General features: G+C 67.9%; 15 protein-coding genes. 10 read left to right on the top strand and 5 right to left on the bottom strand.

Annotated elements, in window-relative coordinates; genetic code table 11:
- Positions 1 to 45: 45 nt before the first annotated feature.
- Positions 46 to 1329: a hypothetical protein gene (locus ACZ6YV_RS22235; RefSeq protein WP_465511437.1), complete on the top strand. Its 1284-nt coding sequence runs from the start codon at positions 46 to 48 to the stop codon at positions 1327 to 1329.
- 57 nt (positions 1330 to 1386) lie between these two features.
- Here ACZ6YV_RS22235 and ACZ6YV_RS22230 read toward each other — a convergent pair whose 3' ends face one another.
- The 4 genes from ACZ6YV_RS22230 to ACZ6YV_RS22215 are packed head-to-tail and all read right to left on the bottom strand — an operon-like array spanning position 1387 to position 5917.
- On the bottom strand, positions 1387 to 2796 hold the full coding sequence (locus ACZ6YV_RS22230; RefSeq protein ID WP_465511436.1) for a GH1 family beta-glucosidase: 1410 nt from the start codon (positions 2794 to 2796) through the stop codon (positions 1387 to 1389).
- Positions 2793 to 3638: a carbohydrate ABC transporter permease gene (locus ACZ6YV_RS22225; protein ID WP_378245735.1), complete on the bottom strand. Its 846-nt coding sequence runs from the start codon at positions 3636 to 3638 to the stop codon at positions 2793 to 2795. Before ACZ6YV_RS22225 ends, ACZ6YV_RS22230 begins: the two co-directional genes overlap by 4 nt.
- The gene (locus tag ACZ6YV_RS22220; RefSeq protein ID WP_465511435.1) at positions 3635 to 4615 is read right to left on the bottom strand and encodes a carbohydrate ABC transporter permease; all 981 of its coding nucleotides are present in this window, start codon (positions 4613 to 4615) and stop codon (positions 3635 to 3637) included. Before ACZ6YV_RS22220 ends, ACZ6YV_RS22225 begins: the two co-directional genes overlap by 4 nt.
- A gap of 3 nt (positions 4616 to 4618) precedes the next feature.
- Positions 4619 to 5917 carry an ABC transporter substrate-binding protein gene (locus ACZ6YV_RS22215; protein ID WP_465511434.1) on the bottom strand — a complete coding sequence of 433 codons (1299 nt, stop codon included), beginning with the start codon at positions 5915 to 5917 and terminating at the stop codon, positions 4619 to 4621.
- A 185-nt stretch (positions 5918 to 6102) separates the two neighbouring features.
- On the opposite strand from ACZ6YV_RS22215, the gene ACZ6YV_RS22210 reads away from it, so the two are divergent.
- The 9 genes from ACZ6YV_RS22210 to ACZ6YV_RS22170 all read left to right on the top strand — a co-directional run bounded on the left by ACZ6YV_RS22210 (position 6103) and on the right by ACZ6YV_RS22170 (position 19991).
- A complete protein-coding gene (locus tag ACZ6YV_RS22210; RefSeq protein WP_465511433.1) occupies positions 6103 to 7149 on the top strand; it encodes a LacI family DNA-binding transcriptional regulator in 1047 nt (348 codons plus the stop codon).
- Between the two features lie 108 nt (positions 7150 to 7257).
- Complete coding sequence (locus tag ACZ6YV_RS22205; RefSeq protein WP_465511432.1) at positions 7258 to 8271, top strand: LacI family DNA-binding transcriptional regulator; 1014 nt, start codon at positions 7258 to 7260, stop codon at positions 8269 to 8271.
- A 65-nt stretch (positions 8272 to 8336) separates the two neighbouring features.
- Complete coding sequence (gene araB / locus ACZ6YV_RS22200; RefSeq protein WP_465511431.1) at positions 8337 to 10010, top strand: ribulokinase; 1674 nt, start codon at positions 8337 to 8339, stop codon at positions 10008 to 10010.
- The gene (locus tag ACZ6YV_RS22195) at positions 10007 to 10690 is read left to right on the top strand and encodes an L-ribulose-5-phosphate 4-epimerase (protein ID WP_465511430.1); all 684 of its coding nucleotides are present in this window, start codon (positions 10007 to 10009) and stop codon (positions 10688 to 10690) included. The genes araB and ACZ6YV_RS22195 overlap by 4 nt, the downstream gene beginning before the upstream one ends.
- Positions 10687 to 12192 carry an L-arabinose isomerase gene (araA, locus tag ACZ6YV_RS22190; RefSeq protein WP_465511429.1) on the top strand — a complete coding sequence of 502 codons (1506 nt, stop codon included), beginning with the start codon at positions 10687 to 10689 and terminating at the stop codon, positions 12190 to 12192. The genes ACZ6YV_RS22195 and araA overlap by 4 nt, the downstream gene beginning before the upstream one ends.
- A 27-nt stretch (positions 12193 to 12219) precedes the next feature.
- Positions 12220 to 13341: a multiple monosaccharide ABC transporter substrate-binding protein gene (gene chvE, locus ACZ6YV_RS22185; RefSeq protein WP_465511428.1), complete on the top strand. Its 1122-nt coding sequence runs from the start codon at positions 12220 to 12222 to the stop codon at positions 13339 to 13341.
- Positions 13342 to 13346: 5 nt separating this feature from the next.
- The gene (gene mmsA / locus ACZ6YV_RS22180; protein WP_465511427.1) at positions 13347 to 14870 is read left to right on the top strand and encodes a multiple monosaccharide ABC transporter ATP-binding protein; all 1524 of its coding nucleotides are present in this window, start codon (positions 13347 to 13349) and stop codon (positions 14868 to 14870) included.
- A gap of 3 nt (positions 14871 to 14873) precedes the next feature.
- Positions 14874 to 16121 (top strand): multiple monosaccharide ABC transporter permease, encoded by a 1248-nt coding sequence (mmsB, locus tag ACZ6YV_RS22175; protein ID WP_465511426.1) that lies wholly within the window; start codon positions 14874 to 14876, stop codon positions 16119 to 16121.
- Positions 16122 to 16259: 138 nt separating this feature from the next.
- A complete protein-coding gene (locus ACZ6YV_RS22170) occupies positions 16260 to 19991 on the top strand; it encodes a glycoside hydrolase family 2 TIM barrel-domain containing protein (RefSeq protein WP_465511425.1) in 3732 nt (1243 codons plus the stop codon).
- A 103-nt stretch (positions 19992 to 20094) separates the two neighbouring features.
- On the opposite strand, the gene ACZ6YV_RS22165 is transcribed toward ACZ6YV_RS22170, so the two are convergent.
- Positions 20095 to 20442, bottom strand: coding sequence for a hypothetical protein (locus ACZ6YV_RS22165; protein ID WP_465511424.1), 348 nt, complete (start codon positions 20440 to 20442; stop codon positions 20095 to 20097).
- Between the last annotated feature and the right edge of the window lie 212 nt (positions 20443 to 20654).

Raw genomic sequence — 20654 nt, 5'->3', positions numbered from 1 at the left:
CCGAGTACGAGATCCCGAAGACGAATCGCGACCGCGGTGACCGCGATGGGGACGTTCGCCCTGGTCGCTCCACCGGCGGAAGCCGCTGAGATCGCCGTTCCCTGTGACCCCGCCGTGCTGGTCCAGGCGGTTGTCAACGCCAACGCGACCTCGACGCCGGACACTCTGTCCCTCGCGGCGAATTGCGTCTACACCCTCACCGCGGTCGCGGACACCGCCCAGAACGCTGGGCTGCCCGCGATCAGGGGAAAGCTCACCATCAACGGCAACCACGCCACCATCGCTCGCGCCAAGGACGCTCCCCAATTCCGGATCATTTCCAATTGGGGCGACCTGACGCTCGACAAGGTCACCATCACCGGGGGCCACGCTGCCGACGGCGTCGGAACCGGCTCCTATGGATACGCGAACTCGGGTGGGTCCGGCGGCGGTATCCAGAACTGGGGACCGTTGACCATCACTGACAGCGTCATCGCCGGCAACACCGCCGGTATGGGTGCTTCCGGTACCGACGCCACGGCCACCACCGGCGCCGGGGACGGCGGGAGCGGAGGTTCCGGCGGAGGTATCGGCTCCTACGGTTCCCCTCAGGTGACGCTGACGATCACGGCCACTTCGATTCGCGACAACTCCTCCGGAGCCGGTGGCCCGGGCGGTAACGGCACGGCCGCCCAACCGGGTGGCCGAGGCGGCTGGGGCGGATTCGGGGGCGGCGTCGACGCGCTCAGGGGCACCGTCCTGCGGATCACGGGTAGCGGTATCACCGGCAACGCCACCGGGAGTGGCGGTCAGGGCGGTGCGGGTGGCGCCGATGGCGGCTCAGGCGGTTCCGGCGGCAGCGGTGGTGTGGCCGGCGGAGTGATGATGTCGACCAACCGAGGCGTCCTGCTGAATCCGGTCATCACCGGTACCAAGATCGCCGGGAACCAGGGGGGCCGCGGTGGCGACGCTGGTGTCGCGGGGCCGGGCGGATACTCCGGGATGTCAGGCTACGGCGGCAGCGGCGGCGGGCTCAGCGTCTTCGACGACAGTCTCACTCTCGACGGCACGACGGTCGGCGACAACGCCGTGGGCGAGCCCGGGGCCGGCTCTTATCCGTATCCCCGTTCCGGCGGCGGCATCTACACGATCGATGGACACGTCGCGCTGGTCAACGGGGCCGAGGTGAGTGGTAACCGGCCCGACAATTGCTCTTCCGTGGCTGATGTACCGGGCTGTGTGAACGACTTCAGTGCCGCCCGTGCGCAGCGTGCCGTCGGGGCCGACGGTCAGGACCGCAGGGCCGCCGAACTCGCCGCGGCCGAACGGACAGTGGCCGCGAGCAGGTGACCTGATTCGTCATGCAGGGTCCCTTCAGACGGAAGAGACCCTGCATGGCGACACATCTCAGCCAAGCCCGTTCAGGCTGATCGCCCTGGCGTACCAGAGCGCGCTCTGTTTCGGCGTCCGCCGCTGGGTCTCGTAGTCGACGTGCACGAGCCCGAACCGCTTGGCGTACCCCTCGGCCCACTCGAAGTTGTCGAGCAGCGACCAGTAGAAGTACCCGCGCAGGTCGACGCCCGCCTCGATCGCCTCGTACGCGGCACGCAGATGCGAGTCGAGGAAGGCGATCCGGTCGGTGTCCGCGACGTCGCCGCCGACGAGGGCGTCCGGATAGGACGCGCCGTTTTCGGTGATGTACAACGGGATCGGCCGATACTCGCGATGGAGCCGCAGCAGGCATTCGGTGAGTCGCGAAGGCTGGACTTCCCAGCCCGAGTCGGTGAGCGGCGCCGCCTCGTCGGGGACGAAATGGACGTCGGGGGCGCCCAGCCAGTCGGCACCCGCCGGTTCACTGCCGGGCCTCGGGGTGCCTGCGACCTGGTAGCCGCGGTAGTAGTTGATGCCCAGCCAATCGACGGGGGCGGCGATGGTCGCGAGATCGCCGTCCCGGACGAGCTCGCCGATCCCCAGCGGAGCGAGGTCGGCGAGCAGGTCGGGCGGGTAGGAGCCGCGGAGCACGGGGTCGAGGAAGAGCCGGTTCTGAAGACCGTCGATCCGGCGTACCGCCTCGGCGTCCACGACCGACGACGGGTCGGCGGCCGACACCGGGTACAGGTTCAGGGTGACCCCCGAGGAGGCCGCCGGGGCGTGCCGCCGCAGGATGTCCATCGCGAGCCCGTGCCCGAGCAGGAGATGGTGCGAGGCCGCGACGGCGGCGCGGGGTTCCTGCCGTCCCGGAGCGTGGATCCCGCGCGCGTAGCCCAGCATCGCGGCACACCACGGCTCGTTCAGGGTGGACCAGCGCGCCACTCGGTCACCCAGCCGCGCCACGACCGTTTCGGCGTATTCGGCGAACCGGAAGGCGGTCTCGCGCGAGGCCCAGCCGCCCTCGTCTTCGAGCACCTGGGGGAGATCCCAGTGATACAGCGTCGCCCAGGGCTGGACTCCGGCTTCGAGGAGCCTGTCGACGAGCCGGTCGTAGAACGCGAGCCCCTGGGGATTCGGTGTGCCGCCGTCGGGCCGGATCCGCGGCCACGACAGGGAAAACCGGTACGCGTCGAGCCCGAGCCGCCGCATCAGGTCGACGTCCTCGGCGTAGCGCCGGTAATGATCGGCACCCGGTTCGCCGGTGTCGCCGCCGACCACGGCGCCCGGCCTGCGGGCGAAGACGTCCCAGATCGAGTCGGTCCGGCCGTCGGCGGCCGTGGCCCCTTCGACCTGGAAGGCCGCGGTGGCGGCGCCCCACACGAATCCGGGCGGGAACAGCAGCGCGGTCTTCGCCCGGACACTGTCGGGATGAGCGGACATGGTCACCCTTTCACGGCACCTTGCATGATCCCGGCCACGATCTGGCGGCCGAGGAGGAGGAAGACGATGAGGATCGGGATGGTGGCCAGGGTGGTCCCGGCCAGCACCAGCGAGTAGTCGACGTAGTAGCCGCTCTGCAGCTTCTCCAGGGCCAGCTGGACGGTGGGGTTGCCGGCGTCCAGCACGACGAGCGGCCACAGGAAGTCGTTCCACGACGTCATGAACGTGAACATCGCCAGGATCGCGGCCGCCGGGCGGACCGCGGGCAGGCAGACGTTCCAGAAGATCCGGATCATGCTGCACCCGTCGACCCGCGCCGCTTCGATCAGCTCGTATGGCACCGCGTCCACTGTGTACTGACGCATCCAGAAGACGCCGAACGCCGTCACCAGGTTGGGCACGATCACCGACTGCAGCCCGCCCGCCCAGCCGAACTCCGACATCGCCATGAACAGCGGGATGATGCCGAGCTGGGTCGGGACGGCGAGGGTGACGACGATGAACACGAACAACCCGTTCCGGCCGCGGAACCGCAGTTTGGCGAACGCGAACCCGGCCAGCGCCGAGAACAGCACCGTGGTGAGGGTGACCGTGCCGGACACGAGCAGGCTGTTCCCGAGCGCCTTCCAGAACGGCACCGTGTCGAACACTCGGGCCGCGTTGGCGAAGAAGTTCCCGCCGGGCAGGAAAGGCGGGACCCGTTCGGTGAGCATCCCGCTGTCCCGGCTGGCCACCAGGAACGACCAGTAGAACGGGAAAAGCGAGCCCAGCACGAAGATCGTGAGCACCACGTAGGTCGCGCGGCGCGGTTTGCCCAGTGCCGAGATTCTCGGTTTGAGTGTGGTCATTTCTTTTTCACCGCCGCGAGCCTTCCGGTGAGGAAGAAGTTCACCAGCGCGATCAGCACGATGATCAGGAACAGCACCCACGCGATCGCCGAGGCGTAGCCGAGTTCGTAGTTCTCGAAGGCCGTTTGGTACAGGTACAGCGTCACGGTCTGGAACTGGTTGGACGAACCGCCGTTGTTCGACCCCGGCATGGCGTCGAACAGCTTGGGCTCGGTGAAGATCTGCAGTCCGCCGATCGTCGAGGTGATCGTGACGAAGATCAGCGTCGGCTTCAGCAACGGAAGAGTGATGTTGAGGAACCGGCGTGCCGCGCCCGCGCCGTCGATGAGGGCGGCCTCGTGCAGTTCTTTCGGAATGGCCTGCATGGCCGCCAGGACGATCAGCGCGTTGTACCCGGTCCAGCGCCAGTTCACCATGATCGCGATCGCGACATGGCTGCTGAACCGGCCCGCCTGCCAATCGACCGGATCCAGCCCGAGGGTCTGCAGCAGGCCGTTGACCAGGCCGTACTTCGGTCCGAACAGGTTCGCGAAGATGATCCCGAGCGCCACCAGGCTGGCGGCGTAGGGGAGCAGCACACCGACGCGCCAGCCTGTCGCCCCGCGCAGCCTGGCGCTGAGCAGCGCGGCGAGGAGCACCGCGATGACCAGCTGGGGGACGCTGGAGAGCAGGAAGATGCTGACGGTGTTCTCGAGCGCGTTCCAGAACTGCGTGTCGGCGAACAGTTCCTTGAAGTTGTCCAGCCCGATGAAGTCCGGCGCGTCGTCACCCGCTTCCCAGCTGAACAGCGACACGTACGCCGTGTAGAGCAGCGGGAACAGTCCGACGATCCCGAACACGAGGAAGAAAGGGGCGATGTAGAGGTACGGGGAGACCTTGACGTCCCACCGGCTCAGGCGATGGCGGAGGGTGGGCCGGGGTGACGTGCGCACCCCGGCCTTCCCCTCGTCCGGCGCGATCTTGTCGACGACGGTCATCGGTCAGCGCGTGATCTTCTTCGCGGCGTCGAGCAGTTGCGTCCAGCCTTCGTCCGTCGATTTGCCCTGTTCGACGGCCTGGAGCGCCGGGCTCGACGCGTTCTCCTGGATCTGGCCGTCACCAGGGCCCTTGTACTGGGGCTTGGCGACCTTCTTGGCCTGCTCGGCGAACAACTGGCCGATCTTCGCACCACCGAAGTAGGCGTCGGTCTCGCTCAGCAGCGCCGGGTCTTCCAGCGCCTTGACCTGGCTGGGGAAGGTGCCCTTCGCCTGGAAAGCCTTGATCTGCTGTTCGGGCGCGGTCAGCCAGGCGGCGAGTTCGGCCGCCTCCTTCGGGTGCTTCGACTGCGTGGGCACGGTCAGGTACGAACCGCCCCAGTTCCCGCCGCCACCGGGGAAGGCCGCGGTGACGGCCCACTTGCCGGCGTTCTCCGGGCCGGAGTGCTCTTCGATCACGCCGAGCATCCAGGCGGGGCACACCTTCGTGGCGAAGGCGCCCTGTTTGAATCCGGAGTTCCACTCGTTGCTGAACGCGGTCAGCTTGGCCGACTGTCCTTTCGCGACGGCACCGGTCACCTTGGCCCAGGCGTCCTTGATGCCCTGGTTCGAGTCCAGCGTCGGCTTGTCGTCGCTCCCGATGTACCCGGTGGGGAGCTGGTTGACCATGGCGTTGAAGTTCTGCGCCGCCGAGTCGAACCACGCCTTGCCGCCGGCCTTGGCGACGTACTGGTCACCCGCGGCGAAGTAGCTGTCCCAGGTCGCGAACAGCGGTTTGACCGCTTCGGGATCGGTCGGCAGGCCCGCCGCTTCGAGCATGTCCTTGCGGTAGCACATGGCCAGCGGGCCGATGTCCGTCCCGTAGCCGATGACCTTGCCGTCCTTGGTCTTCGCCGCGTCGTACTTCCAGCCGAGCCAGCGGTCGGGGGAGGCGTCCGCCGGGCCGATCTCGGGCAGGTCGTTGAACTTCGAGCCCTTGTCGAGGACGTTCGACAGGTGCCCTTCCTCGACAGCCGTGACGTCGGCGAGGCCGGAACCCGCCGCGAGCTTCGTGATCAGGTCCTGGTGGTACGGCCCGCCCTGGCCGGTCTTGCGATGGGTGATCTTGATGTTCGGGTGCAGCCGTTCGTACTCGGGAATGAGGTCCTCGTAGCCGAACTCGGTGAACGTCGCCAGTGACAGCTCGACCTTCGCGTTCGGGTCCGACGCGGCGGGCGTCCCGCCGTCGTCACCGCCGCACGCCGCCATGCCGAACGTCATCGTGATACCCAGTGCCAGCACCAGGCCGTTCCGGATGCTTCTCACGTCGTTGTCCCTTGCTGATGGGGGTGGAGGAGAGACTGGGAGCGCTCCCAGGAATGCGCAGAGTCTGTCCCTCGAAGCGAGATCGTGTCAAGGGCTTGTAATGAGAGTGTTTCCGCCCACGGGAGCGCTCTCAGTGCCGACGGCCGCCGGACACTAAGCTGTCGTTGTCCGGATGACGCTGAAGGGTGAAGGTGACGCGGGTGGGGGCTCGACCAGACGAAGACGGCAGGCCGACGCTGGAAGACGTCGCCGCGTCCGCCGGGGTCAGCCGGTCGACGGCGTCCCGGGCGCTGAACGACGACGGCTACGTCAGCGCGCGTTCGCGGGAGAAGGTCCAGGCCGCGGCCCGCGAACTCGGCTACTCGCCGAACCAGGCGGCCCGGTCGCTGGTGACCAGGCGGACCGGCGCGGTCGCGGTCGTGCTTTCGGAGCCGGAGGCGCGGCTGCTCGACGACCCGTACCGCACCGCGGTCATGCGAGCGGGCTATCGCGAGCTCGCCGACATCGGCTGCCAGATGGTCTTGATCTTCAGTGACACCCGCGAAGACCTCGACCGCACGGTCCGGTTCCTCGACGGCGGGCACGTCGACGGCGTGCTGGTGTTCGCGCCGCACCGGACCGATCCGTTGCCCAAGGCGTTGCGGCAGTTGAGGATCCCGGTGGTGTACGGCGGGCAGGCGGCCGGGCTCAAACGCGGTGTCCACGTCGTCGACTTCGACAACGAAGGCGGCGCGAAGCTGGCTGTCGCGCACCTGGTCGAGGCGGGCCATCGGCGGATCGCCACGATCGCCGGCCCGCAGGACCAGAGCGCCGCGATCGACAGGCTTTCCGGCTGGCGCAAGACCCTGCTCGACGCCGGGCTCGACCCGGCGGACCTGGTCGAGGAGGGTGACTTCACCCTGACCGGTGGCGCGAAGGCGATGTCGAACCTGCTCAAGCGGCGTCCCGACCTCGACGCCGTCTTCGTGGCCAGCGACATGATGGCCCTGGGCGCGCTCCGCACCCTGCATTCCGCCGGACGGCGGATCCCCTCGGACGTCGCCGTCGTCAGCTTCGACGACAACGCGACGCTGGCGCCGGAGATGGACCCGCCGCTGACGTCGGTCCACCAGGACCCGAGGGAGCAGGTCCACGCGATGGTCGAGACGTTGCTGGCGGTCATGGACGACCGCGATCTCAAGCCCCGCCAGCGGATCTTGCCGGTCTCGCTCACGCATCGCGCCTCCAGTTGAGCCGGGGGTCCGTGACCCGACTGTGACTCGGGGAGCGCTTGACCCGGGTCGTGTTATCGCTAACACTTGCGACACTCGTCAGACGGTACCGGGACTGGAGACAGGGCAATGGCGCGCGACACCACCGAGAGCAAGCAGGCCAGTCTCACCGACGTGGCCGCGCTCGCGGGTGTTTCGCATATGACGGTGTCCCGGGTCATCAACGGCACCGGACCGGTCCGCGCCGAGACACGGGTCCGGGTCAACGCCGCCATCGACCAACTGGACTACCGGCCGAACTCGGTCGCCCGTGCGCTGGTCACCGGCCGCTCGGGCACGCTCGGCGTGGTCGCGCTGGAGGCCAATCTCTACGGTCCGGCCAGCACCCTGAGCGGGATCGAGCACGCCGCTCGCGAGGCAGGCTACGCGACGACCATAACAAGCATCAGCCGTCCTGGCCGGTCTTCCATCGCCGACGCCGTGGAGCGTTTGCGGCGCCAGGCCGTCGAAGGCATCGTCGTGATCGCGCCGCATGTCACCGCGGGACGCGCGCTGGAGGCGGCACCCAGTGACGTGCCGCTCGTCGCGGTCGGCGGCGGGGACAAGGCGCCGGTACCGGTGATCTCCGTCGATCAGTACGACGGCGCGCGGCGCGCGACCGAACATCTTCTCGGTCTCGGGCACGAGACCGTCTGGCACGTGGCCGGACCCGAAGACTGGCTCGAAGGGCTCGACCGCGAGCGCGGCTGGCGGGAGACCCTGAATCGGCACGGCGCGCGGATCCCGCCCGTCATCCGGGGCGACTGGAGTGCGCGCTCCGGGTACACGGCCGGGCGATCCCTCGTCGGGGAAAAGGGACTGGACGCGGTGTTCGTGGCCAACGACCAGATGGCCCTCGGTTTCCTCCGTGCCTGCACCGAGGCCGGGGTGAACGTGCCGGGGGAGATGCGCGTCGTCGGCTTCGACGACGTACCCGAGGCGGCGTACTACACGCCACCGCTGACGACGGTGCGCCAGGACTTCGTCGAAGTCGGCAGGCGTACGTTCGACCTGCTCCGCCGCCGGATGAACGGTGGCGAGGAACGAGCCCGTGACCTGGTGGTCCCCGAGTTGATCGTGCGGGAGAGCACGGGCATTTCGTGAGCCCGATGCCCGTCCGGACAAGTGCTTCACGGCAAAGTGTTAACGCTAACATCGCAGGAGAAGAAGTGAGTTCAAGGGAACCGCTGGTCATCGGCGTCGACTTCGGGACGCTGTCCGGCCGTGCCGTCGTCGTCCGGGTCCGCGACGGCGCCGAACTGGGTAGCGCGGTTTCGGAGTACCCGCACGGCGTGATCGACAGGATCCTGCCGTCGACCGGCCGGGGTTTGCCGCCGGACTGGGCGCTGCAGATGCCGTCGGACTACGTCGACGTCCTCCGCACCGCCGTGCCGGAAGCGATCCGCGCGGCCGACGTCGATCCCGCCGACGTGATCGGGATCGGCACCGACTTCACCGCTTGCACCATGGTGCCGACCACCGACGACGGTGTCCCGCTGTGCGAACTGCCCGAGTTCGACGGCGATCCGCACGCGTACGTGAAGTTGTGGCGGCACCACGCCGCGCAGCCGCAGGCGGACCGGATCACCGCGCTGGCAAAGAAACGCGAGGAGTCCTGGTTGCCGCGTTACGGCGGCCTGATCTCGTCCGAGTGGGAGTTCGCCAAGGCTCTGGAGGTCTTCGAAGAAGCGCCCGAGGTCTACGCGCGGATGCGGCATTGGGTCGAACTGGCCGACTGGATCGTCTGGCAGCTCACCGGAACCTATGTCCGCAACGCCTGTACCGCCGGATACAAGGGGATCCTCCAGGACGGCCGGTACCCGGACGCGAGCTTCCTGGAGGAGCTGGCTTCCGGTTTCGGATCCTTTGTGGACGAGAAGCTCGAACATCCGCTGGGCGCCCTCGGGGACAGGGCGGGAACCCTGAGCGCGCGGGCCGCCGAATGGACCGGGCTGCGCGAGGGGATCGCGGTCGCCGTCGGGAACGTGGACGCGCATGTCACCGCACCCGCGGTCCAGGCCGTCGCGCCGGGGCAGATGGTCGCGATCATGGGCACCTCCACCTGTCACGTGATGAACGGCGCCGACCTGCGCGAGGTCCCGGGGATGTGTGGCGTCGTCGACGGCGGGATCGTGTCCGGGCAGTGGGGGTACGAGGCGGGCCAGAGCGGCGTCGGAGACATCTTCGCCTGGTTCGTCGAACACGGCGTCCCGTCGTCCTATGTGGACGACGCCCGTGAGGCTGGGATCTCGATTCACGAGCTGCTCACCAGGCTCGCGGCGATGCAGGAGATCGGGGAGCACGGTCTCGTCGCCCTGGACTGGCACAGCGGCAATCGTTCGGTGCTCGTCGACCACGACCTGTCCGGCGTCGTCGTCGGGCAGACGCTCGCGACCCGCGCCGAGGACACCTACCGGGCGCTCCTGGAGGCCACGGCGTTCGGCACCAGGATGATCGTCGAGACCTTCGAACGGTCGGGCGTCCCGGTGACGGAACTGATCGTCGCCGGCGGCCTGGTCAAGAACGCCCTGCTGATGCAGATCTACGCCGACGTCACGAACCTGCCGCTCTCGGTGGCGGGATCCGCGCAGAGCCCCGCGCTGGGCTCGGCGATCCACGCCGCCGTCGCCGCGGGCGCGCATCCGGACGTCCCCGCCGCGGCGGCGGTGATGGGCTCGGTCCGCCGCGCCGTCCACCGGCCGATCGCCGAGAACGTCAAGGCCTACGACGACCTCTACACCGAGTACGCCGCGCTGCACGACTACTTCGGCCGCGGCGCCAACGACGTCATGCACCGCCTCGCCGCCCGGCGGCGTTCGGTCCGGAAAGGACAGCACCGATGAGCCTCGCCGTGGAGATCACGGACACCTTCGAAGAGCTGCGGGACACCGTCGCCCGGCTGCACGGCGAGCTGACAAGGTACGAGCTGGTTATCTGGACCGCGGGCAACGTGTCGGCCCGCGTCCCCGGCCACGACCTGATGGTTATCAAGCCGTCCGGAGTGTCCTATGACGCGCTGAACGCCGACACGATGGTCGTCACCGACCTGTACGGCGAGGTCGTCCACGGGGAGCTCGCGCCTTCGTCGGACACCGCCGCGCACGCCTATGTCTACCGGCATCTGCCCGAGGTCGGCGGCGTCGTCCACACGCATTCGACCTATGCCACCGCCTGGGCGGCACGCGGGGAAGCGATCCCTTGCGTGCTCACGATGATCGCCGACGAGTTCGGCGGGGAGATCCCGGTCGGGCCGTTCGCACTGATCGGGGACGACTCGATCGGCCGCGGCATCGTCGAGACGCTCCGGTCCAGCCGGTCGCCCGCTGTCCTGATGCGCAACCACGGTCCGTTCACCGTCGGCCGGACCGCCGCGGACGCGGTCAAGGCCGCGGTGATGGTCGAAGACGTCGCCAGGACCGTCCACATCGCCTCCGTGCTCGGGAAACCGGAGCCACTGTCCGAACAGGACATCGACCGGCTCTACGCGCGCTACCAGAACGTCTACGGGCAGGGAGAGAAGTGAGCGCACAGCGAAAGACCGAGGTCTGGTTCCTCACCGGGAGCCAAGGGCTCTACGGCGAAGAGACCTTGGAACAGGTCGCGGGTCAGTCCCTGCAGATCCAGCGGATGCTGGCCGACACCGGCCGGATCTCGGCCGAGCTCGTCGCGAAGCCGGTGCTCACCGAGCCGTCGGCGATCCGGCGGGTGATGCTCGAAGCGAACGCGGACGACGCCTGCGTCGGCGTGATCGCGTGGATGCACACATTCTCACCGGCCAAGATGTGGATCACCGGGCTGGACGCGCTGCGGAAACCGTTGCTGCATCTGCACACCCAGCTGAACGAGGCGCTGCCGTGGCGGTCCATCGACATGGACTTCATGAACCTGAACCAGGCCGCGCACGGGGATCGCGAGTTCGGCTACATCCAGACGCGGCTCGGCGTGGCCCGCAAGACCATCGCGGGACACGCGGCGGATCCGGCGGTGGCGACGCGGATCGACGCGTGGGTCCGCGCCGCCGTCGGACGGCAGACACTCGGCACGCTCAAGCTCGCGCGTTTCGGTGACAACATGCGCGACGTCGCCGTCACCGACGGGGACAAGGTCGAGGCGGAACTGAAGTTCGGCGTCTCGGTGAACACCTACGGCGTCAACGAACTCGCCGCCCTCGTCGACGCGGCACCGGACGACGAGATCGGCACACTGGTCGAGGAGTACGCCGACGCGTACACGCTCGCGCCGGAACTCGCCAAGGGCGGCGAACGGCACGATTCGCTGAGGTACGCGGCCCGGATCGAGCACGGCCTCCGCACGTTCCTCACCCGGGGCGGATTCGGCGCCTTCACCACGAACTTCGAGGACCTCGGCGGCCTGCGCCAGCTCCCGGGTCTCGCCGTGCAGCGGCTGATGGCCGACGGCTTCGGTTTCGGCGGCGAGGGCGACTGGAAGACGTCCGCGCTGCTGACAGCGGTGAAGGCGATGGGCCGCGACTCTGAACGCGGAACGTCCTTCATGGAGGACTACACCTACCACTTCGGCCCCGGCGAACCGAAGATCCTCGGCGCGCACATGCTCGAGGTCTGCCCGAGCATCGCCGCCGCGCGCCCGTCGTGCGAGATCCACCCGCTCGGCATCGGCGGCCGTGAGGACCCGGTCCGGCTGGTCTTCGACGCCGCGCCCGGCGACGCCGTGGTGGTCGGCATGGCCGACCTCGGCGACCGGTTCCGCCTGGTGGCCAACGAGGTCGAGGTCGTCGGCCCGGACGAGCCGCTGCCGAACCTGCCTGTCGCGCGCGCGGTCTGGAAGCCGTCGCCGTCGCTGGCGACCTCCGCCGAGGCCTGGATCACCGCGGGCGGGCCGCACCACACGGTGCTCACCCAGGCCGTCGGCGCGGAAGCGATCCGCGATCTCGCCACGATGCTCGACGTCGAACTGCTGGTGATCGACCACGCGACGACACCGGAGTCGATCGCGGACCGGCTGCGCTGGAACCAGGCGTACCACCGGCTCGCACAAGGATTCTAGATCGGTCCCCACCGGAGAGAAGGAACAATGAAGTTCACGAAACTGGCCGCGCTGGCCATCACCGCCGGCCTGGCGCTCTCGGCCTGCGGTTCGAGTGAGAAGACCGGCGAACAACAGCAGGCGGCGGGCGGGGCGGAGGGTGGTCTCATCGGCGTCACCATGCCGACCAAGTCGTCGGAACGCTGGATCCACGACGGCGACAACATCAAGGCGGCGCTGGAGAAGCTGGGTTACAAGGTCGACCTCCAGTACGCCGAGGACGACATCCCCACCCAGGTCAACCAGATCGAGAACCAGATCACCAAGGGCGCCAAGCTGCTCGTGATCGCCTCGATCGACGGCACCGCGATCACCACCCAGCTGCAGGAGGCCGCGGACAAGAAGATCCCGGTCATCGCCTACGACCGGCTGATCCGCAACACCGCAGGCGTCGACTACTACGCGACCTTCGACAACTTCAAGGTCGGCGTGCAGCAGGCGACGTCGCTGCTCGTCGGGCTGAAGGTGCTCAAAGCGGACGGTTCTCCGGGCGAGGCCAAGGGACCGCTGAACGTCGAGCTGTTCGCCGGTTCGCCGGACGACAACAACGCGACCTTCTTCTTCAACGGCGCCATGTCGGTGCTGAAGCCGTACCTGGACAACGGGACGCTGGTCGTCAAGAGCGGCCAGACCGCGTTCAACGTCGCGGCGATCCTGCGCTGGCAGGCCGCGACCGCGCAGCGACGCATGGAAGACCTGCTGACCAAGACCTACAGCTCCGGCACCAAGGTGCAGGGAGTGCTCTCGCCGTACGACGGGCTTTCCATCGGGATCCTCTCGGCGCTCAAGAGCAACGGGTACGGCACCCCGGGGCAGCCTTACCCGGTCGTGACCGGGCAGGACGCCGAGGTCGCGTCGGTGAAGTCCATCATCGCCGACGAGCAGTACTCGACCATCTTCAAGGACACCCGCAAGCTCGCCGACACCACGGTCAAGATGGCCGACGCGGTGCTCAAGGGCGGCAAGGCCGAGACCAACAACACGACCGACTACAACAACGGGCAGAAGGTCGTCCCGGCGTTCCTGCTGGACTCGGTGATCCTGAACAAGGGGAACTACCAGAAGGAACTCATCGACTCCGGTTACTACAAAGCGGAACAGCTGAGGTAGTCGACGTGACCGACGAAATCCTTCGGATGCGGGGGATCACCAAATCCTTCCCCGGGGTCAAGGCACTGCAGGACGTGAACCTTTCGGTGCGCCGGGGCGAGATCCACGCGATCTGCGGCGAGAACGGTGCGGGCAAGTCCACGCTGATGAAGGTGCTCTCGGGCGTCTACGCGCACGGCTCGTACGACGGCGAGATCGTCTTCGACGGCGAGCCGTGCGCGTTCTCCGCGATCCGCGACAGCGAACGCCGCGGCATCGTGATCATCCACCAGGAGCTCGCCCTGTGTCAGCAGCTGTCCATCGCGGAGAACATCTTCCTCGGCAACGAGAAGTCGCGCGGCGGCCTGATCGACTGGAACCGGACCAACCAGCGGGCGGGCGAGCTGATGCGGCGCGTCGGCCTGCGGGAGAACCCGGTGACGCCGGTGCTCGACATCGGCGTCGGCAAACAGCAGCTGGTGGAGATCGCCAAGGCACTGTCCAAAGAGGTCAAGTTGCTGATCCTCGACGAGCCGACGGCGGCGCTCAACGACGACGATTCGGCGCATCTGCTCGAACTGCTGCGCGGACTCCGTGACGACGGCGTCACCTGTGTCCTGATCTCGCACAAGCTCAACGAGATCGCCGCGATCGCCGACTCGATCACCATCCTGCGTGACGGCAGGACGATCGAGACGCTGGACGCGGCCGCCGTCACCGAAGACCGGATCATCGCCGGGATGGTCGGGCGGAAGCTCGAGAACCGTTTCCCGCCAAGGGAACCGCGGATCGGTGACGAGGTGCTCCGGATCGAGGACTGGACCGTGCACAGCCCCACCCAGCACGGCCGGGTGGTCGTCGACGGTGCGAGTCTCACCTTGCGGCGCGGCGAGATCGTCGGGCTGGCGGGACTGATGGGCGCCGGGCGGACCGAACTCGCGATGAGCGTGTTCGGCCGCTCGTACGGCAAGGACATCTCCGGCCGCCTGGTCAAGGACGGCAAGGAGATCGAGGCCAGGACCGTCGGTGAGGCTGTCACGCACGGGCTCGCTTATGCCACCGAGGATCGCAAGCGGTACGGGCTCAACCTCATCGAGGACATCCAGCGCAACGTCTCCGGCGCCGCGCTCGGCAAACTGGCCCGGCGGGGCTGGGTGGACGAGAACGAGGAACACCGCGTCGCCGAGGAATTCCGCAAGAGCATGAACATCAAGGCGCCGGACGTGAAGAGCGTGACGGGCACGCTGTCCGGCGGCAACCAGCAGAAGGTCGTGCTGTCCAAGTGGATCCTGACCGATCCGGACGTGCTGATCCTCGACGAGCCGACCCGCGGCATCGACGTCGGCGCGAAGTACGAGATCTACACGATCATCAACCGGCTCGCCGACGAGGGGAAGGCCGTGCTGGTCATCTCGTCGGAACTGCCGGAGCTCATCGGCCTGTGCGACCGGATCTACGCGTTGTCGGCGGGCCGGATCACCGGTGAGGTCGGCCGGGCCGAGGCGACGCAGGAGGTCCTCATGCGCGCGATGACCAGGGAACAGGAGTAAGTCATGAGTACCGCCTCCGCGGACACCATCGCCGTCGCCCCGGATCCGAAGGGAGCCGCTCCGCCCCGCGCGCCGCGGCGGATCTCGTTCAACCCGCGCCAGAGCGGGATCTACGTCGCGTTCGCGCTGATCGTCGTGCTGTTCTCGGTCCTCACCGGCGGCGCGCTGCTGGAACCGCAGAACATCTCGAACCTGATCGTGCAGAACTCGTACGTGCTGATCCTCGCGATCGGCATGATCCTGATCATCATCGCCGGTCACATCGATCTGTCGGCGGGCTCGGTGGTGGCGCTGACCGGCGCGATCTCGGCCGTGCTGATGGTGAACGTCGGCATGGCGTGGCCGTTCGCGCTGCTCATCACGCTGGTCGTCGGCGCGGTGATCGGCGCGTGGCAGGGATACTGGGTCGCCTACTTCGGGATCCCCGCGTTCATCGTGACGCTGGCGGGGATGCTGATCTTCCGCGCGCTGACCCTGACCGTGCTGGGCAACCAGGGGATCGGCCCGTTCCCGGACGCCGTGCGGACGCTGGCGAACGGGTTCACCGGCGGCTACCTCGGCAACATCGGTCTCGGCCCGCTCGGCGGCGCGGACCTGGTCAGCCTGCTGGTCGGGGTCCTGGCGATCGGCGGCGCGATCTTCTCGCAGTGGCGCAAGCGGACGGCCCGCCTGAACTACCTGCAGGAGGTCGACCCGCTGCCGATGTTCCTGCTGAAGATCGTCGCGGCGGCCGCCGTCGTGCTGTTCGTGGTGGTGCAGCTGGCGCGGTACAAGAACCTGCCGTGGGTGCTGATCCTGCTGTCCGTGCTGGTCATCGGCTATTCGCTGGTGACGACGCGGGCCGTGTTCGGCCGCCACATCTACGCCATCGGCGGGAACCTGCAGGCCGCGACGCTGTCCGGGGTGAAGGTCAAGGCGGTGACGTTCTGGATCTTCGTCAACATGGGCGTGCTGTCCGCGATCGCCGGCGTCATCGTCGCCGGACGGCTCAACCAGGCCGGGCCGACCGCGGGCAACATGTTCGAACTCGACGCGATCGCCGCGGCCTTCATCGGCGGCGCCGCCGTCCAGGGCGGGGTCGGCAAGGTGGTCGGCGCGATCACCGGCGGGCTGATCATGGGCGTCATCAACAACGGCATGTCGCTGATCGGCGCGCCGACCGAGAGCGTGAACCTGGTCAAGGGGTTCGTGCTGCTCGCCGCCGTCGCCTACGACATCTGGACCAAGCGGAGGGCCCGCACCGCCGCCTGAAGTCGCCTGTTCGGCCTACGACCTTGGAAGGATCTTGGTCTTCCGTCCCGGGGTCGTGGTGCGAGATCGTCAACGTTGTCAGCTTCCTGCTCAGCTGAACTCCCTGGGAGGTCGAACGCAGTGCTGCGCTTACGCCCCATGGTCCTGGTCCTGGCGGTTCTCGCCGGTTCCCTGGTCGCGGCCGGATCACCCGCCGCGGCCGGGGGACCGCCGGGTGACGTCCAGTCCTATCTCGACGATCCACGAAAGGTCTCGGAAGGACAGGAGCCGCCGCACGCCTTCCTGCGTCCGTACGCCGACGTCTCCGCCGCCGCCCGCCGGGACGAACGGAGCCCGTACACCCGGTCGCTCGACGGCAAATGGCGGATCGCGATGGCGGACAACCCGTCCCAGGTCCCGGCGGGATTCCACGACGACGGCTACGACGCGTCGAGCTGGCGCGAGGTGTCCGTGCCGCACACGTGGCAGACGGACGGTCTGGACCACCCGATCTTCCGCAACATCGCCACCGAGATCCAGCCCGACGACCCGCCGCGGGTCCCGCGTGACGTCAACCCGACCGGTGCCTACGTCCGCGACTTCGACCTGCCCGCGGACTGGGCGAAACGCGAGACCTTCCTGCGGTTCGACGGGGTGACGTCGGCCTACTTCGTCTGGGTCAACGGCAAGTACATCGGCTACGACCAGGGCGGCTACACGCCGGCAGAGTTCGACATCTCGTCCACGCTGCGGCCGGGTCCGAACCGGATCGCCGTCCAGGTGCACCGCTGGAGCGCGGGCGCCTACCTGGAGGACGTCGACCAGTGGCGGTACTCGGGCATCTTCCGCTCGGTGACCCTGCACTCCGCGCCGGGGACGTTCATCCAGGACGTCGGGCTGACGACCGACCTCGACGCGACGTACACCGACGCCACCCTCAAGGCCGCCGTCGAGGTCGCCACCAAACCCGGTGGGACGACGGGCAAGCACCGGGTCGGGTTGAGCCTGCGCGACGCCGCGGGCAAGGAGGTCGCGGCGTCCGGCGGAGACGTCGATCCGGGTGGCAAGACCTCGCTGAGCATGCCTGTCCGCAACCCGGCGAAGTGGACCGACGAGACACCGAACCTCTATACGGCCGTCCTCACGTTGACCGCGCCCGACGGCAAGGTCACGCACGTCACCAGCGAGACGGTCGGGTTCCGCGAGATCGAGATCCGCGACAAACAGTTGCTGGTCAACGGGAAGCGTGTCCTGTTCAAGGGCGTGAACCGGGCGGAGACCGATCCCGACCACGGCAGGCACGTTCCCCGTGCCGCGCAGGAACGCGACGTCGCGTTGATGAAGCAGCTCAACGTCAACGCCGTCCGCACCTCGCACTACCCGTCGGATCCGTACTTCTACGAACTCGCCGACCGGAACGGGCTCTGGATCGACGACGAGATCGACATCGAGACCCACAACCACGAGAACTGCGCGAGCTACTGCCAGGCGAACGACCCGGCCTGGCGTGACGCGTTCTTCGACCGCATGATCGGCATGGTCGAACGGGACAAGAACCATCCGAGTGTCTTCCTCTGGGACACCGGCAACGAGGCCGGTCTCGGCGCGCACCACTTCGCGCTGGCGGAATGGCTGAAGGCGAACGAGCCGACCCGGCCGATCTACCACCAGTCGAACAGCCCCGACGGCGACGCGCCCTTCGCCGACGTCTGGGGGCCGCGGTATCCGTCTCCGGAGAAGTTCGCCGAGCAGGCGAAGAACACCACCAAACCGCTGATCTTCGGCGAGTACGCCCACGCGATGGGCAACAGCCTGGGGAACTTCCGGGAGTTCTGGGACACCATCCGGGCGAATCCGCAGACCCAGGGCGGGTTCATCTGGGACTGGGCGGAACAGAACATCCGGCAGCGGATCCGGACCACGCCGGATTCGTCCGGCAACGACATCTCGGCGCACGTCACCGGCAAGCCGGATCTGGTCGACGGCCATCGCGGCAAGGCGCTGGGACTGTCCGGATTGGACGATTTCGTCGAGGTCTACCGTGACCGGAAACTCGACATCACCGGCAAGGCGCTGACCCTCGACGCCTGGGTGAAGCCGGGCAAATGGACCGGCGACTTCCGCATCCTCGGCAAGGGCGACCACCAGTACGCGCTCAAGATGAAGACGCAGGACACCCTGGAGTTCTTCATCCACAGTGGAACGTGGCAGGCGGTCCAGGCCAAGGTGCCCGCCGACTTCTACGGCAACTGGCACCGGGTGAGCGGTACCTACGACGGCACGGCCTTGCGGCTCTACCTCGACGGCAAGGAGATCGGGAGCAAACCGTTCACCGGTGCGATCGACTCGTCGTCGGCGGAGGTCAACATCGGCCGTGACTTCGAGACGTCGTGGAACGACCCGTCGAGCATCGGCTGGATGGGGCGCGGCGCCGTCGACGACGTCCGTATCTACGACAAGCCGCTGTCCGCCGCCGAGCTGTCCGGGGCCGCTCCGGTGGGCGGCGCGGTCCTGGCGCTGGACTTCGACAGTGTCACGGACCGGGGGAGTCACCTGTCCTACGGCTCCAGCCTGTCCGGTGTGGACGGTCTGATCGGTTCGGATCGTTCGGCGCAGCCGGAGACCGCCCAGATGGCGTGGGCACACCAGCCGCTCCGGTTCGCCTACTCCGGCGGCGCGCTGTCGGTGACCAACGAGCGGCAGTTCAAGGGCACCGACGAGCTGAACCTGCGGTGGCGGATCCAGGAAGGCTCCAGGATCGTCTCGCGCGGCGAACAGCCGTTGCGGGTCGCTGCCGGATCGACCGGGCAGGTCTCCCTGCCGGCGCCTTCGAACCCCGCGGACCGCGAGCGGTTCCTCACCGTCGAGGTGGTGACGACCCAGGGCGAACCGATGCTCGCGCGGGGACATGTTCTGGCGCACGACCAGTTCTCCTTGGGCGGCAAGCGGGTTCCAGGCTTGGACCAAACGCCGCTCGGCGGGAAGTCCGTCGCCGTCGTCGAGGACACGGGTTCGGTGACCGCGTCGGCGGCCGGTGTCACGTACAAAGTGGACAAAGCCACTGGCGCGCTGACGTCGATTCGGCACCAGGGCAAGGAACTGCTCACCGGCGGGCCGAAGCTCGACGCGTGGCGGGCGCCGATCAGCAACGAGACCTTCGCCTGGGGACGGGCCGAGGGCGAGGACTGGCGCAAGGCCGGGCTGGACCGGCTGAAGACCACGGTCACGGGTGTCCGGGTCGAGAAGGACGGCTCGCGAAGCGTGCGGGTGATCGTGGACAGCCGGGTCGCGGCACCGGACGTCGCCGGGGCGTGGTTCGACCAGACGATGACCTACACCGTCGACCGGACCGGGACGCTGAGCCTCGGCAATCGGGTGGTGCCGCAGGGCAGCGTGCGCACTCTGCCGTACCTGCCCCGGATCGGTGTCTCGCTGGCGGTGCCGGATCGGTATGACCGCTTCGCCTGGTATGGGCGGAAAGCCGAGAGCTACGTCGACCGCAAGGACGGGACGCCGATCGGCGTGCAGTCGAGCACGGTGGACCAGCAGTACGTCGAGTACCACCGGCCGCAGGACCACGGGAACCACACCGACAGCCGGTGGGCGCTGCTCACCGACGGCCGGACCGGCGGCCTGCTGGTCGGGGGAGCGAACGACGTCAGCGTGACCCCGTTCGACGATCTCGACCGGGCGGCGTACCCGTTCCAGCTGCAGCGCAACAAGGGCTGGTTCACCTTGCACGCGAGCCACGCGGTGACCGGGGTCGGGGACACGCCCAACCCGGTGCGGGAACGCAGCCAGGTCCAGCAGGACAGCACGTACGAGTACACGCTTTCGCTGCGGCCGCTGACGCCGCAGGAAGCGCGGGCAGGGCTGCCCACCGGCGGCTGACCTCCGGCCGTCGCGTGAGTTCGGACGTCGCGAAGGCCACTTTCAGGACATCGGATGCCCCGAAAGTGGTCTTCGCGACTCCCGTTCGCGACGAATTGCCCCGCTAGCGGAACAACTTGTCATTGAGCACGACATAGCCGGAATTTTCGTCGACCTTGACATCATTGGCGCCGAGCCATCCGACCGTTCCCTTGGACGTCCTCAGGCAATGCTGGCCACCGGTCGAGATAATCTCTGGACCGGGAACCGTGCCTTTTCCCTCGGAAACGATCTTCGGGCATGCCACTTTGGCTTCTTGCTCGGTTCCGTAGTAGTAGAACAAGCCCGATCGGTTGGACGTCAGATAGCTTCCGTCGAAGTAGAGGTCCATATCGCCGTCGGGTCCCGCCGTGGACGCTGCGGCGGCGCGGGTCGCGTCGAGGTCGACCCCCATGGCAGCATCGAGTTTCACCTGCTCAGGGACGCCTTCGGCAGGTCTGCTCTCCTGTTGTTGCGTGCTGGTGGCATCTTGCGACGATGATCCGGACGTGGGCGGCGAGCCTTGGTCCTCGGCGCCTTTCGCCGGCTGTGAGCGGTGTTGATGAGTGCCACGACTATCGCACCGATCAGGCCTAGTATCGCGGTTATCGCGGCCGCCATAATCGCTCCACGTCGACTGACAAG

The sequence above is a fragment of the Amycolatopsis sp. NPDC102522 genome (genome assembly GCF_055584485.1).
This window is presented reverse-complemented; position numbering and strand designations above follow the sequence as displayed.